Source organism: endosymbiont of Acanthamoeba sp. UWC8 (genome assembly GCF_000730245.1).
Lineage (GTDB): Bacteria > Pseudomonadota > Alphaproteobacteria > Rickettsiales > Midichloriaceae > Jidaibacter.
The window spans coordinates 1,343,108-1,357,266 of the sequence record NZ_CP004403.1 but is presented as its reverse complement, the minus strand read 5'-3'; the positions used below and the strand labels follow the sequence as shown (position 1 = coordinate 1,357,266).

The following is a 14,159-nucleotide window of genomic DNA, read 5'->3' as shown; positions in this document are numbered from 1 at the left end:
TTATGCTGCGTAAAATTGTTCCCTTTCTTCTATAAAAACATATGCATCTTTATTTGCAAACAATTTTCTCAGTAATTTATTATTTAAAGCATGGCCGGCTTTAAAAGCTTTTACATGACCCTTAATGCGTGCTCCCGCAAGATATAAATCTCCAATACAATCGAGAACTTTATGCCGGACAAATTCATCACCATAACGAAGTCCTTCTTTATTAAGAATACCTTCATCGGTTATACCGATTGAATTAGTTAAATTCACCCCTTTACCTAATCCGATCTTATTTAAGGCGGCTAAATCTTTCATAAATCCGAAAGTTCTGGCTTTGCTTATATCTTCTTTAAAAGAAGTTTGATTTTCTTTGAATATAAAAGATTGCACCCCGATAGCTTTACTTGCGAACTGAATTGTATAGTCGATTATAAAATCTTCGCTCGGAAGAATTTCAATTTTTTTTATCATCTATTATAAGTTCTATAGGTTTAAGTATTTTAAGTATTTTTCTAAAAGCATTTTGTTTTTTGATGCCGGATTCTATAATCAGATTGGTAAAAGCTAAGGAGCTGCCGTCCATTACGGGAACTTCCGCACTATCTACCTCTACTATTACATTATCAATACCGCAACCCCATAATGCGGACATTAAATGTTCCACTGTTGAAACCGAGGCGCCGTAAGGGTTGCCGATTACGGTACATAAGGTCGTATCGATAACATTATCAAAATTTGCTGCAATTATATTATTTTCTTTAAGGTCGATTCTTTTAAAAACTATACCGTGATTTTCTTTGGCGGGAAGTAATTTTAAATATGATTCTTTGCCGCTATGTACGCCTATACCCTGTATTTCGATAGGTTTTGAAATAGTGTATTGAAAATCCGACATAATTTCCGAGTAAAATTACTTATAATAATAATTATAATAAAAGCAACTTAGATTGACAAATTACATATTGTTGCAAAATTTTACAATTTGAAAGAGTTGCCAAATAAACCATTAATCTATAAAATTCTGAAAATATTTAACTTATAAAAATTAATAATTATAATGGATACAATAACTCAAGCTAAACCTTATAACCTGGTGCTGGTGCCTGATGCAAGGTTGAATCAAAAATCTGAACCTGTTTTGGAAGTAAATAATGAGATAAAGCAATGTATGGACAGGTTGCTTGCAACAATCCATGCTAACCAGGGTATAGGGATTTCAGCTGTACAAGTCGGTATAATGAAAAGAATCGTTGTAATCGATATTGACGGAGTACATAAAAAGCTTGAGCAGGATCATGTGCCTGAAATGCATGGAGGTAAACCTCTATATATGGTTAACCCTGAGATAATGGAAAAATCCTCCGAATTGGAAACTATGGACGAAGGGTGTATGTCGATACCTAATGTATATGTAAACATTACGCGTTCGGCAGAAATTAAGGTAAAGTACCTAGATTATGACGGTAAAGAACAGATATTAAAAGTTGAAAAAGGTTTGCTCTCTGCATGTATTCAACACGAAATTGACCATACTAACGGGGTTATAATTCTTGATTATCTCTCTCCGCTTAAGCGACAAATGCAGATGAAGAAAGTAGAAAAGTATAAGAAATTATTACAAAGAACGGGAGAGAAGGAAAGCTTATCTTAAATCAATCCCCCATGTATTAGTGCATGCTAGATCATATTTTTGATTACACTCATATACTAATAAGTTTCTGGCCTTGAACCTTACTATGTCATCAAATTGGTTTAATGTGTATATTGAAGCGGATTTTTGATATCCTGAGAGTACAAATCCGTAATTTCCATCAAAATTTTCTATTTCATTAGGAGAAGTGGAATCCGGATTTTTAATTGCTAAGCCAGATGCAGTGTTTCTATATGCCCCAAACCCGTTAGCTCCTGCGCTGACTAAGGTATATGCTGCATCAGTAACTGCCGTTACGGATGGAGTCGAAATATATCTGAATATAAAAACTAATGAATTTATTTTTACTCTAAAGCATATGTAAGAGGGATTAGAGTGACCATTTTGTGCATAATTAGAAGTCAAACAAGAAGAATTAGTAATTTGGTTATTAACCAAAGATCTAATGGTAGTATAGAGTATTTTATTGTTCCATCCGTCCAGCATAAAATCATTAGATAAACCGAGTGTTTTAAACGGCACGGCACCACCGTATGGTACCTCATAAGTCCCTGAAGGAATCGTTAGAAGATTAGTCGCCGAACATGTTTGGGGCGCTCCTGGAGTAGAAGCCGTTTGCTCGAAGCCGTAAAGCGGGTGTGATGAAGGTATGGCATTATCGGCAGGACAGGGAAGTCTGCCGTTTAAGGATAAAAATTGAGTTAAAGCTTCTTCGATTATATCTAACCTTGCTAAAGTCGTATCATATCTGAATTTTTCTATCTGGCTTAAGCTTAATGCCGCGCCGCCGCCGATCAAAATACTGACAATTATTAATACAATTGAAAGTTCTATCAAAGTAAATCCTTTTTGCTTCATATTAAAAATTACCCTATAATTATTCCTTCATTTAACGTACAGGCATTGTTGCCGTATTTATTACAATCGAGAAGAATGTTATTTCTATTTTTAAATAACAGTATGTCATCAAAAATCGGGGTAGATATTTCTTTTTGCACGTAATTCTGTGTTAGGCCGTTGTTTGTACATGTCCCTGAAGGTTGGCAATTAAGGTTGAGTAATTCCTGAGGATTGGCAGGAGGAGGAGTTTGGTTCCTATCAGCATTTGATCCGTTTGAACCGCCATTATCCAAGTCAACGTCCGCATTTTTCAAAAATGCACCATACCCATTCTCACCATGGCTGATTAAAATATATACAGGAGCATAATTTGCGTAATAACCTTCACCTAGAACTAATATGCTGGTGCTATCGGTTCCGCTTGCTTGCCCTCTATAACAAAAATAAATATTATTTGAAACATTCGCCATACTTCCTCCGCTGGTGCATGATGTATTAGTTTTAGAACTATTTACAAATGGTCTCGTTACTATATAGCCGATTCGGTTGCCCCAGCCATCAAACATGTATTCATCAGGTAAACCTAGGGTCGTTACGGGAGCGGCGCCGTAATATTGAGTATTGCCGCCTATGCTGCCGGTAAAAATATTAGTAGTGGTTGAATTGCAGGATTGTGCAGTGCCTACTGCCCCGGCAGTCACCTGTTCTCTGCCGAAAGTTGAATTCAGAATTCTTTGAGCCGGGCTTGCCGGGCACGGTAACCTCCCGTTTAAAGCGACAAATACGGTTAAAGCGTCTTCTATTGTTCTCATTTTATTTATAGTAGTGTCATATTTCTCTTTATATGCTTGTATAGAAGATAAAGACATACCCCCGGCAATCAATGCCGCTAAAATTAAAAGAACCAGCGAAAGCTCAATTAGAGAAAAACCTTTTGTTCCGTTTAATTTTAAATCCATAATTTCAAATTAATCATTTTATATATATACCATGTTTATTAGTACAAGCATTGTTAAAGTAAGCATTGCATTCATTGACCATCTGGTTGCGATCTTTATAAACCACTATATCATCAAAATCACTTGAAGGCGGGCGACTAACAAATTGCGGGCTGTAGAATGTTTTACTGCATGAATCAGTGGTTGGGTTGCACCCCAAGTTAAGTTGCTCATCATCATTTGCAGTTGGGGGCATAGGGTTGCGATTTGTATTCGACCCATCGCTTGTACTGGAGAGACGATCGGAATTTCTTAAGTAAGCCCCATAGCCATTAGGGCCATAACTTATTATAACGTAAACGGCATCATTGCTTATAACGCTACCGCCGGCTCTGTTAAGTATTTGTATATCAGGAGTAGAGAGATTTGCTGATCCTGAAGCTTGCCCTTTAAAGCAAAAGTAAGCAAAATTGCTATGGTTGTCTTGTGCGGAATCACCTGCCGTATTTGTGCATGCAGAGCTACTGGTTTGATTATTAATAAATGTTCTTTGTACCGCATAACCAAACCTGTTGCCCCATCCGTCAATCATGTACTCGCTGGGGATTCCTATGCTGTTAGTCGGTATTGTCCCGTAGTATAACGTATCTCCGCCTAAGTTCATGCTACCTAAGTCATTCCCCGCATGCGGATTGCACATATATGGATTTGTAAAACTCATACCTACAACCCCATATAGAGTTGAGCCTATAGCTTCTGATGGATTAGCGGGGCATGGGAGGTTACCGTCCTTTGCTAAAGATAAAAGTATAGCATCTTCTATAACTTTAATTCTTCTTAGGGTCTCAGCTCGTGCGGTATTGTCTAAATTAAATTGCTTATAAGAAAGGTAGCCAACCGCTATAATACCTGTGATTACCAAAGTAATCGATAGTTCAAGTAAAGTAAAACCGCGAATATTAAATTTCTTTTTTGTTGGCATAATTTATTATTTTTATTTAAGCTTAAGTATGATCAGTATTATATCTATATAATGGTATATATATTAACATTATGTAAATAAAAATAATTTTGGGGTTGAGTTATAAATGTTTTTTTTGGTAACCGCATTAGGGTTCATCTTTGGTAGCTTTGCTAGTGCCGCAAGCTATAGGTTGGTAATACAAGAGAGCTTGCTTACTAGATCAAGATGCCCGAAATGCAATCATGTGTTGAAAGCTTTTGAGCTTATCCCGGTATTTTCCTATGCATTTCAAAAAGGTAAGTGCAGGCGCTGTGCTCAGCCTATCTCATTAAGATATCCACTGATAGAATTGTTAACTGCTTTTTCTTTTTTTATAGTCGGATACAATGTTGAAGGTCATATTAATCAAGTTTTGTTATGCCTTACGGCAGCAACTTTAATAATAATGATTATTACTGATTTTGAGTATTATATAATACCGGATATAATTCAGTTTATACTTGCAATTTTAGGCATTTTTTATGCCTTCTTTAATAATTACCCGCTAGCCGAGCTTTTATTTACTCCTTTGCTCTGCTATATTATCGGAATTGTACTACAAAAAGGCTTTAAGCTTTTTATGAAAAAAGATGGGTTAGGCACAGGTGATGTAAAATTTTTTGCTGTTGCAGGAATTTTTTTAAAAATTGAGATGCTTGCTGGATTTTTTCTTATAAGTGGTGTAATAGGTATATTTACTGCGCTGATTTGGAGATTATTAAGCAAAGGTGAAGAGTTCCCGTTTGGCCCCGCGTTGGCTGTTTCTCTTTATTTATGCTTGGTTTTTCCGAAGATAGTTGATATTGCAAACTTTATGATTTGAAAAAAACGTGAGCCACTTTATAAAGAAAATTACTACCGGAGGAAATAAATTTAGCGGCATATTCCTTGCGGCACTAAAGGTAGCGTTAGCCATTGCGCTTTTCCCAATTGCGCTAATAACATTTCATTATGTTACTTCAGAAGAAAGCTGGGTTTATTACATTGTTATTTGTTTAATTATAATTTTCTCTGCAATGTATATTATTTTCCCCTTTATGTCTGATTATTCTAAGCTTGCAGGTTATGTAAAGCATTTGAGTTTTGACCGAATTGTTAAACCTCCGAAACTGGAGTCTTCTATCGCGGTTATAGAGCTATCCGAGTCTCTTGATTTATTAAAGAAATCTTGGGAGAAGAAGCAAAGAGAAGTACTGGAAAAAATTGCTGAGATAAAGTTATTATTCAGCTCTATCCCTGAGGTCATGTTTATTATAAATGAAAGCTTAATTATTTCTAAAGTAAACAATGCAGCTGAGCAGGTGTTCGGAAGTAATTTAATCGGAATGAGTTTAAGAGAAATAACTGATAATAAAATTTTACTTGGTGCGGTAAGATGGGTGCTGCATGATCAAATAAGCAAGAGAGTGGAGCTTTATTTAGGTGCTCCGATCGAAAGAGATTATCAGGTGTTAATTGAGGTATATGACTCCAAAGAAAACGGTGAGAAAAATTTAATCATTATGATGCATGATGTATCAGAACTAAAGCGTACTGAAAAAATGCTTGCGGATTTTATTGCTAATGCAAGCCATGAAGTTAGAACTCCGCTTACCGGAATAATAGGCATAATTGAAACCTTGGATATTGACGGATGGGATGATAAAGAGGCGAGAAAGCTTTTTATCCCTATGATAAGAGAACAGGCTTATTGCATGAAGAATCTGATCGATGATCTACTCTCTCTTTCAAGTATTGAAAGGAGGCTTAACACACCTCCTACGGAGATAGTAGATATTGCCCAGGTAGTGGATTTGGTAGTTAAGCAACTGGAATGGGAGGCGATGCAATCTAAAATAGCGGTGATAAGAAACATAGATGAACATCTTCCTAGTGTTTTAGGAGATTTTAATGAATTATCCCAAGTAGTATTTAATCTTTTAGCTAATGCTCTTAAATACAGCGGTCATGATAAAGAAATTAAAATTGATATCGGAGTAACTGACGTAGTTCCAAGAAACGGAGTTTTTACCCAAGAAAATAGTAAAGCTATATTCATCTCAATAGCAGACCAGGGTAACGGTATAGCCAGCGAGCACCTGCCAAGGTTGACTGAAAGGTTCTATAGAATAGAGCCGTCAAGATCTAAGAAGTTAGGCGGTACCGGCCTCGGACTTGCTATAGTTAAGCAAATTCTTTTACGACATAGAGGATTTTTAAACATCGAAAGCACTGTTGGTAAGGGCAGCATATTTACTGTATATTTACCTATTTTAAGTGATAGATATGAATAGAGGATTTTTTAGTTTTTTACTAAGAGATGATCTTCTGATTGCCTTACTTTTTTTTATTACTTATATGCTGTTTGCTCCCCTCCTGTTTACTGACCCGGATGTTGCGTGGCATATAAAGGCGGGGGATTTAATTATGAGAAATGCCTCTATTCCCAGGTATGATAATTGGAGTTTTACTTCCTCTTCCCAAAAATGGTATAATATTTCATGGGCATGGGATTCATGTATTAGCATGGTTCATGCAAGATTAGGTTTAAATAAGCTCTATACGCTAAATTGCTTAATTCATGCTTTGCTATTAGTTTTGATTTATCATTCGTTGAAATTATGGGTTAAAGAAGCTAAAGAAACCCGACTGGTTGTTGCCAGTTTGTCGGGTATTATAATATGGGACTTCGTATTCCTAAGGCCTCAGATCATTGCATGCTACCTTCTTCTTGCGCTTAATACTTTACTTAAATTGTATAAAGATAGATTAAAGCAGAAATTTCTTGCGTATATTCCGTTACTTTTAGCGTTGTGGGCTAATATTCACGGAAGTTTTATATTGGGGCTGGGTATAATTTTTGTTCATCTGCTCGATGCCTTATATTTAAAGCAATATAGCAGAGGAAAGTATCTTGCTATAACCTTAATTGCTTCGATTATTGCGGTCGCCTTAAACCCTTATGGTATTAATATTTATTATGCGGTCTTAAGAACTTTAAACAGTGAAGTTTCCAAACACATTGCAGAATGGGGGCAGTTTAATTTCGGAGCAATGTATGGTACGAGCTTAGTCGTATCTTTATATATACTTATGGATTTATTACCCCGGCCTAAGTTGGAAGTTAGAGCTGTTGATAAAGTAGTTGCTTTCGCTTCCGTTTTCGCTTCACTGCTTTCTATCAGATATTTTGCTATATTAGCAGTTTTAGCTGCTCCCTATATGGCATGCAGAATTAAAGATTACATTGAACAGGAAAAAATAAAGAAAATTACTGTTTTAGAAAAACTTCAGAAGGTTGTTATAAGCTTAGCAATTTTATTTGCGGTTTATACTATGTTATTTCAAGATAAAGCGGTAATTAGGAATCAAGCTTTTATCCCTATAGAAGAGATAGAATATATAAAACAAAATTATCCGAGTTATAAAATATTTAATAATTATAATATAGGGGGTTATATTATTTATTATGGAGAAGAAAAGCTTAAGCACTTTATTGACGGCAGGGCGGGAACTGTATTTAGTGAAGAAGTGATATCGGATTACCTGAAATTTAAAAGTTTAACTTCCGGTTGGCAGGAAATTTTTAATAAATACTCCATAGATGGGGCGATTATCTCACATAGCGAGCTTAAATATTTAGAGATTTATAACTTTTTTGGAAATTGGAAAGAAGTATATAGTGGTAAATATGGGAAAATCTTTATTAAAATTAGATAACTTATATGCTTGCTTAGCTATAATTCTTGCCAGGGTTTATACCTTTGATATTATATAAAAAACGGGTGATAAATTAATTCTATGAAATTAGTTGCGGGAAATAGTAATTTAGCACTAGCAAAATCCATTGCTGAAATTTTAAATACCGGCTTAATCCCGGCAAGCGTCCAATATTTTGCAGATCATGAAATATTCGTCGAGCTTGAAGAGAGTATAAGAGGTGAAGATGTTTATATTATACAATCTACCTCGTATCCGGCAAATGATCATATCATGGAACTTATGATAATTATTGATGCATTGAGAAGGTCGTCGGCTAGACGTATAACTGCGGTTATACCATATTACGGTTATTCAAGGCAAGATAGAATGACTTCGGGAAGAACTGCGATATCCGCAAAAGTTGTAGCTGAGATGATCTCGAAAATAGGTGCGGATCGGGTGCTTACTCTGGATCTTCATTCCGTTCAAATTCAGGGTTTTTTTGATATTCCGCTTGATAATATGTTTATAGCACCTGTGTTTATTAAAGATATTAGGGAGCAATATGATGTTAAGCAACTGGCAATTGTATCTCCGGATGTGGGTGGTGTAGTTAGGGCAAGAGTTATAGCTAAAAGGTTAGAGGTGCCGTTGGCAATAATCGACAAAAGGCGGGAAAGTGCAGGAGTTTCCGAAGTTATGAACATAATAGGGGATGTTGATAAAAAAGATTGCATTATAATTGATGATATAGTAGATTCTGCGGGTACTTTATGTAATGCTGCAAAGGCACTGGTTAAAAGTGGCGCAAATAGCGTTGCAGCGTATGTAACCCACGGGGTATTATCTTCGTCAGCTGTTGAGAGAATAGATGAATCAGTGTTATCAACTTTGGTCATCACCGACAGTATATATGACAAAGAAAAATTAAGTAGATGCAAAAAAATAAAGGTTGTATCTATTGCTCCGTTGATGGCAGAGGCAATAAAAAGAATTGCTAATGAAAAATCTGTCTCGGGTTTGTTTATTTAATTTTTGAAAAGAGGACTGAGGTATATGGCCGAATCAATTAAAATGAAAGCTGAACTGAAAGAGAAAAACGGAAAAGGTACAGCAAGGGCTTTAAGAAGAGAAGGAAGAATCCCGGCTATTATTTACGGCGGTAGCCATAAGGAAGTGATGATATCGCTTGCTCAAAATGAATTCATTAAAGAATATAATAAGGGGAATATCCAAGCAAAGTTATTCGAAATTGAATTAGCGAATGAAACAATTACCGCTATTCCTAAAATAGTTCAGGTTCACCCTGTAACTGATTTTCCTCTTCATGCTGATTTTCAGGAAGTAAGCAAAGATACCACTGTTAAAGTTTCCGTGCATGTTAAAGTAATTAATGAAGAGAAATCTCCCGGTGTTAAAAGGGGTGGTGTTCTTAACGTTGCAACCAGATCTTTCCTTGTTTATTGTCACCCGACCAATATTCCAGAACACCTTATAGTTGATGTTATTAATTTGGAAATCGGTAAAAATATCCATATAAATGATTTAGAATTACCACAGGGAGTTGTTCCGCTTGACCAGAGCAATTTTGTTGTTGTTTCTGTTTCCGGGCGTTCCGAGTCTACTGAAGAAACGGCTGCTACCGAAGCTCCGACTGCTTAAATACTTATAGAGTGATTTTATGAAACCTGTGCATATAATAGGTGCAGGACTAGCGGGTAGTGAAGCAGCTTGGCAATTATCCAAATATGGTATTCCGGTTGTTTTACATGAGATGCGGGGGGTGAAATCCACCCCGGCTCACTCGACTGATAAGTTCGCAGAGCTTGTTTGCTCAAATTCTTTCAGGTCTGATGATATTAATAATGCGGTCGGTTTATTGCATGAAGAAATGCGTAAGCTGGATTCACTGATTATGAAATGTGCAGATCAGTGCAAGGTTCCTGCCGGGTCAGCGCTTGCCGTAGATAGAGAAGCATTCGCTGAAATGGTGCAAGCAACGCTTTTAAGTAGAAATAATATTGAAGTTAGAAGAGAAGAAGTTACTGAAATCCCGAATGACCAAGTTGTTATAATCGCAAGCGGCCCGCTTACCAGTGATAAATTATCCGAACAAATTAAAAATATTACTGAAGGTGAAGGGTACCTATATTTTTTTGATGCCATAGCACCGATTGTTTATAAGGAGAGCATCGATTTTTCCAAAGCCTGGTTTCAATCAAGATATGATAAAGGTGACGGGAAAGACTATATAAATTGCCCTCTTTCAAGAGAGCAATATTATAGTTTTATAGAAGATTTAAGAGAGGGAGAAAAAACAGAATTTAAAGAATGGGAGAAAGATACTCCTTACTTTAACGGGTGTTTGCCGATTGAAGTAATGGCTGAGCGCGGCAAAGAGACGCTTAGGTTCGGGCCTATGAAGCCGGTGGGTTTGACTAATCCTAATTCTGAAGAAAAGCCTTACGCGGTAGTACAATTAAGGCAAGATAATAAGCTTGGTACGCTCTATAATATTGTCGGCTTCCAGACTAAGTTAAAGTGGGGTGCGCAAAAAGAAGTATTCAAAAAGATACCGGGATTGGAGAATGCAGAATTTGCTAGGCTCGGCGGATTGCATCGCAATACATTTATCAATAGCCCGAAATTATTGGATACGAAGCTTAGGCTTAAAGCTAACCATAAAATTAGATTCGCCGGCCAAATTACCGGAGTAGAAGGTTACCTTGAAAGTGCGGCAATCGGTCTTGCAGTCGGGTTATTTACCTACTTTGAATTAAACAATCTTGCTATACCTGAAATTCCTAGAGACACTGCTTTAGGCGCATTAATAGGGCATATAACACAAAATGCCGAAAGTGATACATTCCAGCCCATGAACGTAAATTTCGGGCTTTTCCCACCGCTCACCGAGAGGGTAGCTGATCGTAAAGCGGAATATTCTAGAAGAGCCGTAAACAGTTTAGCTGAATGGATTAAAATTTTATCATAAATAATTTTGCATTTCTATTGAGAGAAAGTATTATCGCTTTTATGGTAAATTAAGGTCGCTATGAAACTCATCTCTTCCAATATTCAAAGCTTGTTCGGAAATAAGCCCCTGCCTCAGTTAATATTAATTTATGGCCCTGAAGAGGCGGAAGTTAATGTTTCAAAGCAGAAAATAATTAAATTTTTACAAAAATCCGAAGCTGAGGAAATTGAAGTTATAAATATACCATATGCTGCGGTAAGAGAAAACCCGATAGCTTTAAGGGATGAAATGGCTTCACTGTCATTGCTTAATAATAAGAGGGTAATAGTTGTAACCGATGCGGCAGCAACCATAAGCAAAGAATTAACGGAAGTAATAAAGCGCAGTAAAGGCAGTTCAACGGTAATCTTTATCGCCGGTGACCTAAGCAAAAGCTCATCTATGCGTAAATTTTTTGAAGAAGAAATAAATATACTTGCGATTGCTTGCTATAAGCCTGATCAAATGAGGCTGAAAAAAATGGTTAGAGAATACCTAGATAAAGAAGGATTCAAATATCAAAATGAAATAGTTGATACTATAGTTGAAATCCTTCCGGCCAATGAGCATATTATAAGGAATGAACTTAATAAGCTTAGTATTTATTTAGGGCAGCAGAAACAAATAGCATATGAAGATATTATTAATGCAATCGGAGCAAATGCCGAAATTTCTTTGGATGATCTATGTGCGGCTTTAGTTGCGGGGAATGTGAATCAAGTACAAAAATATCTTAACAGCTTACAAAGCGCAGATGTAAATTTTATGTTGATCATTAGAGTGCTTGCTAATTTTTTAGTTAAAGTAATTAAACTAAAAGGCTTGATTGAGGGAGGAAAAGATTTAGAGCAGGCTATCTTTTCTTTAAAACCGCCGGTATTTTTTAAACAAAAAGATAACTTAATAACAGCAGCTAAAAAATTAAGCTTAGATCAAGCTCTCTCAATGTTTAAAACAATGGTTGATATAGAGCTGAAATGTAAAAAAGGGCTGGCTCAACCTGAGGTAATTCTAAATCAGGAATTGAGCCTAAATATCAGGCAAAATACCTAGCAAATAAGCTTTAGACAATAAAACCACGTTTAGTTTATTTGTATATTATGCGCATATAAAAAACTTGTGGTTTAACGTATCTATGCTAGTTGTTTAAGTGCAAAAATGACAAAAGGTGATCATAATGTACAAAAAAATTACTTTATCGGCAATCTTATCAGTAATAGCTGCGGCTGCTAATGCAGCGGAACCGCCGACCGTTAAACTGGGCGGCAGATTTGATACTATGGTTGGGCATGTTAGGCAAACAGGTGAATATAGAGATGTGATAGATAACGTAAATCTCTTAAGCATCCCTGGTTACAAATCCGAAGGTAAGGGGAACAGATCGGCAATAGTAAATGATACCAAGATAGATATTAATATTGACGGAGTTACAGATTCCGGGCTTATTAAATACGGCGGTTTAATCAGGCTTAATGCTGATACAAGTAAATCAACCGCTAATCAAAGCGGAATTGCCGAAAAAACCATGGCATATATTCAGCATGACAGTATAGGAAGACTTGAAGGCGGTAACTATTACGGAGCCGGCGGGGTATTTGAAATGGATACCACTGCGGCACTTGCTAAAGCGGCTTACGGGGTTGACGGGTTTTGGTCAAAATGGGCTAGTGAAACTGCCTATATTGATTTATCAGGAGTCTCACCTTTTTCACCTTTCGGCTTAACTAAAATGGATAATTTAAGCGGATATAAATTTATCGTAAGCCCTAATCTTCCGTCAAATTATTCTGCGCAATACTATGCTTCCGCTCCTAAGCTTACCGCTTATACTATGCCGCATCCAACTTTAACGATAGGGGTTAGTTTTATTCCCGATATGGATAGCACCGGAAGTGTGGCAACCAGAGCTTCAAGAGACGACGGACCGGTTGATACCGACAGAAAGCCTATAGGAATAGCAGGTAACAGACCAACCTTTAAAAATATAATCAGCGGCGGTGTTCAGTTTAAGCACAACTTCAATCAGGAATGGAACATTAAAGCAGGCTTAGTCGGAGAGATCGGTAAAGCTAAAAAATTTGTAGGCACGGATCTGCTCAGAGACCTTAAAGCCTATGAAGCAGGCCTTGCAATCGGGTATCAGGATTTTGTAATCGGCGGAACCTACGGTAGTTGGATGAAAACCGGAACCTATAAAACTAAACTCGAAGGTACAAAGCAAGGGAGCCAGTACTGGACCATAGGGGCAGCTTACCAATATGGAAATTTAGGCTATAGTTTAAATTTTATGAAAAGTAAGAAAGCAGGCGGTTTGGAATCAATCGGAACTGATGTTCAAAGAAGATTTGTCGAAAAATCATTTCCAGGCGCTGCAATTTCACCAAATAAGTCCTTCTCAGATACTACATATAATAAATTTACTAATATTTCTTTAGGTGTGGAATATAAAGCAGCTCCGGGGTTCATGCCGTATGCTGAAGCTTCGCGTTTCCATTTTAAAGATGCTAATGCACCGAAAAGTAATCAAGGTGTGGTTTATTTAATAGGTACCAGGCTTACTTTCTAAATTATAAAAAAAATTAAAATTGGGGTTACATGGTTTAAAGCATCATGTAACCCTTATTTTTTTATATACAAGACTCATATATTGTTATTATTCAAGCTCATATGTGAATTTTATATTGTACATTTTTATACAAGCGTATTATCTTTAGATTAATATATAGTTCATAAGTTTGGGAGGGAAAAGATATGGCAGGAGGTTTGAACGCTGATCCTCTATTTGTCGGGCTTACCAGGCCGCCGATGCTTTTCGGTGTAAGTTACGGATTTGCTGTCCTCAATGGAATAGGTTCGATGATAGCTTATATCTCCACCAGTGATTTTAAATATTTTGCTATGATGTTCCCGATTCATGCAATTGGATATTATATATGTTCTAAAGAACCATTATTTATCGAGCTGTTTAGAGTAAAAGCGGAGAAATGCTCTCGTTGTAAAAACAAGCTTTATCATGGTGCTAACTCTTATGATCAATATTAAGAT

General features: G+C 36.6%; 15 protein-coding genes. 10 read left to right on the top strand and 5 right to left on the bottom strand.

The features are described from left to right. A complete protein-coding gene (locus I862_RS08730) occupies positions 1-459 on the bottom strand; it encodes a UDP-3-O-acyl-N-acetylglucosamine deacetylase (RefSeq protein ID WP_199398799.1) in 459 nt (152 codons plus the stop codon). Next, positions 443-883, bottom strand: coding sequence for a UDP-3-O-acyl-N-acetylglucosamine deacetylase (locus tag I862_RS08725; protein WP_199398798.1), 441 nt, complete (start codon positions 881-883; stop codon positions 443-445). The genes I862_RS08730 and I862_RS08725 overlap by 17 nt, the downstream gene beginning before the upstream one ends. Positions 884-1,045: 162 nt before the next feature. Between I862_RS08725 and def the strand changes: the two genes are divergently transcribed. Continuing rightward, entirely contained in the window at positions 1,046-1,639 is a 594-nt protein-coding gene (gene def, locus I862_RS06580; RefSeq protein ID WP_038540332.1) for a peptide deformylase, read from the top strand. Here the strand turns inward: def and I862_RS07950 are convergent. From I862_RS07950 to I862_RS06565, 3 genes are read right to left on the bottom strand one after another with little or no spacing between them, the layout of a single operon-like run. Further along, complete coding sequence (locus tag I862_RS07950) at positions 1,631-2,497, bottom strand: type II secretion system protein (protein ID WP_052646522.1); 867 nt, start codon at positions 2,495-2,497, stop codon at positions 1,631-1,633. The genes def and I862_RS07950 overlap by 9 nt on opposite strands. 8 nt (positions 2,498-2,505) lie before the next feature. Continuing rightward, a complete protein-coding gene (locus I862_RS06570; RefSeq protein WP_038540329.1) occupies positions 2,506-3,438 on the bottom strand; it encodes a prepilin-type N-terminal cleavage/methylation domain-containing protein in 933 nt (310 codons plus the stop codon). 13 nt (positions 3,439-3,451) lie between these two features. Next, complete coding sequence (locus tag I862_RS06565) at positions 3,452-4,399, bottom strand: type II secretion system protein (protein ID WP_038540326.1); 948 nt, start codon at positions 4,397-4,399, stop codon at positions 3,452-3,454. Between the two features lie 106 nt (positions 4,400-4,505). On the opposite strand from I862_RS06565, the gene I862_RS06560 reads away from it, so the two are divergent. From I862_RS06560 to I862_RS06520, 9 genes are all read left to right on the top strand, one after another. Continuing rightward, positions 4,506-5,243: a prepilin peptidase gene (locus I862_RS06560; protein WP_038540324.1), complete on the top strand. Its 738-nt coding sequence runs from the start codon at positions 4,506-4,508 to the stop codon at positions 5,241-5,243. Positions 5,244-5,250: 7 nt separating this feature from the next. Next, positions 5,251-6,693, top strand: coding sequence for an ATP-binding protein (locus I862_RS06555; protein ID WP_052646521.1), 1,443 nt, complete (start codon positions 5,251-5,253; stop codon positions 6,691-6,693). Beyond that, positions 6,686-8,119 (top strand): hypothetical protein, encoded by a 1,434-nt coding sequence (locus I862_RS06550; RefSeq protein ID WP_038540321.1) that lies wholly within the window; start codon positions 6,686-6,688, stop codon positions 8,117-8,119. Before I862_RS06555 ends, I862_RS06550 begins: the two co-directional genes overlap by 8 nt. Before the next feature lie 81 nt (positions 8,120-8,200). After that, positions 8,201-9,133: a ribose-phosphate pyrophosphokinase gene (locus I862_RS06545; RefSeq protein WP_038540318.1), complete on the top strand. Its 933-nt coding sequence runs from the start codon at positions 8,201-8,203 to the stop codon at positions 9,131-9,133. Positions 9,134-9,157: 24 nt separating this feature from the next. After that, positions 9,158-9,763, top strand: a complete 606-nt coding sequence (locus I862_RS06540; protein WP_038540317.1) for a 50S ribosomal protein L25/general stress protein Ctc — start codon at positions 9,158-9,160, stop codon at positions 9,761-9,763. A gap of 19 nt (positions 9,764-9,782) precedes the next feature. Beyond that, positions 9,783-11,093 carry a methylenetetrahydrofolate--tRNA-(uracil(54)-C(5))-methyltransferase (FADH(2)-oxidizing) TrmFO gene (trmFO, locus tag I862_RS06535; RefSeq protein ID WP_038540314.1) on the top strand — a complete coding sequence of 437 codons (1,311 nt, stop codon included), beginning with the start codon at positions 9,783-9,785 and terminating at the stop codon, positions 11,091-11,093. A 60-nt stretch (positions 11,094-11,153) separates the two neighbouring features. Continuing rightward, positions 11,154-12,167, top strand: coding sequence for a DNA polymerase III subunit delta (holA, locus tag I862_RS06530; protein ID WP_038540311.1), 1,014 nt, complete (start codon positions 11,154-11,156; stop codon positions 12,165-12,167). Positions 12,168-12,291: 124 nt separating this feature from the next. Next, the gene (locus I862_RS06525) at positions 12,292-13,680 is read left to right on the top strand and encodes a hypothetical protein (protein WP_038540308.1); all 1,389 of its coding nucleotides are present in this window, start codon (positions 12,292-12,294) and stop codon (positions 13,678-13,680) included. Positions 13,681-13,865: 185 nt separating this feature from the next. Then, complete coding sequence (locus tag I862_RS06520; protein WP_038540306.1) at positions 13,866-14,156, top strand: VirB3 family type IV secretion system protein; 291 nt, start codon at positions 13,866-13,868, stop codon at positions 14,154-14,156. The last annotated feature ends 3 nt before the right edge of the window (positions 14,157-14,159 follow it).

Bases quoted from the DNA above. Each gene is read 5' to 3' on its own strand.
- I862_RS08730 (WP_199398799.1), bottom strand. From the start codon at position 459: ATGATAAAAAAAATTGAAATTCTTCCGAGCGAAGATTTTATAATCGAC.
- I862_RS08725 (WP_199398798.1), bottom strand. From the start codon at position 883: ATGTCGGATTTTCAATACACTATTTCAAAACCTATCGAAATACAGGGT.
- def (WP_038540332.1), top strand. From the start codon at position 1,046: ATGGATACAATAACTCAAGCTAAACCTTATAACCTGGTGCTGGTGCCT.
- I862_RS07950 (WP_052646522.1), bottom strand. From the start codon at position 2,497: ATGAAGCAAAAAGGATTTACTTTGATAGAACTTTCAATTGTATTAATA.
- I862_RS06570 (WP_038540329.1), bottom strand. From the start codon at position 3,438: ATGGATTTAAAATTAAACGGAACAAAAGGTTTTTCTCTAATTGAGCTT.
- I862_RS06565 (WP_038540326.1), bottom strand. From the start codon at position 4,399: ATGCCAACAAAAAAGAAATTTAATATTCGCGGTTTTACTTTACTTGAA.
- I862_RS06560 (WP_038540324.1), top strand. From the start codon at position 4,506: ATGTTTTTTTTGGTAACCGCATTAGGGTTCATCTTTGGTAGCTTTGCT.
- I862_RS06550 (WP_038540321.1), top strand. From the start codon at position 6,686: ATGAATAGAGGATTTTTTAGTTTTTTACTAAGAGATGATCTTCTGATT.
- I862_RS06545 (WP_038540318.1), top strand. From the start codon at position 8,201: ATGAAATTAGTTGCGGGAAATAGTAATTTAGCACTAGCAAAATCCATT.
- I862_RS06540 (WP_038540317.1), top strand. From the start codon at position 9,158: ATGGCCGAATCAATTAAAATGAAAGCTGAACTGAAAGAGAAAAACGGA.
- trmFO (WP_038540314.1), top strand. From the start codon at position 9,783: ATGAAACCTGTGCATATAATAGGTGCAGGACTAGCGGGTAGTGAAGCA.
- holA (WP_038540311.1), top strand. From the start codon at position 11,154: ATGAAACTCATCTCTTCCAATATTCAAAGCTTGTTCGGAAATAAGCCC.
- I862_RS06525 (WP_038540308.1), top strand. From the start codon at position 12,292: ATGTACAAAAAAATTACTTTATCGGCAATCTTATCAGTAATAGCTGCG.
- I862_RS06520 (WP_038540306.1), top strand. From the start codon at position 13,866: ATGGCAGGAGGTTTGAACGCTGATCCTCTATTTGTCGGGCTTACCAGG.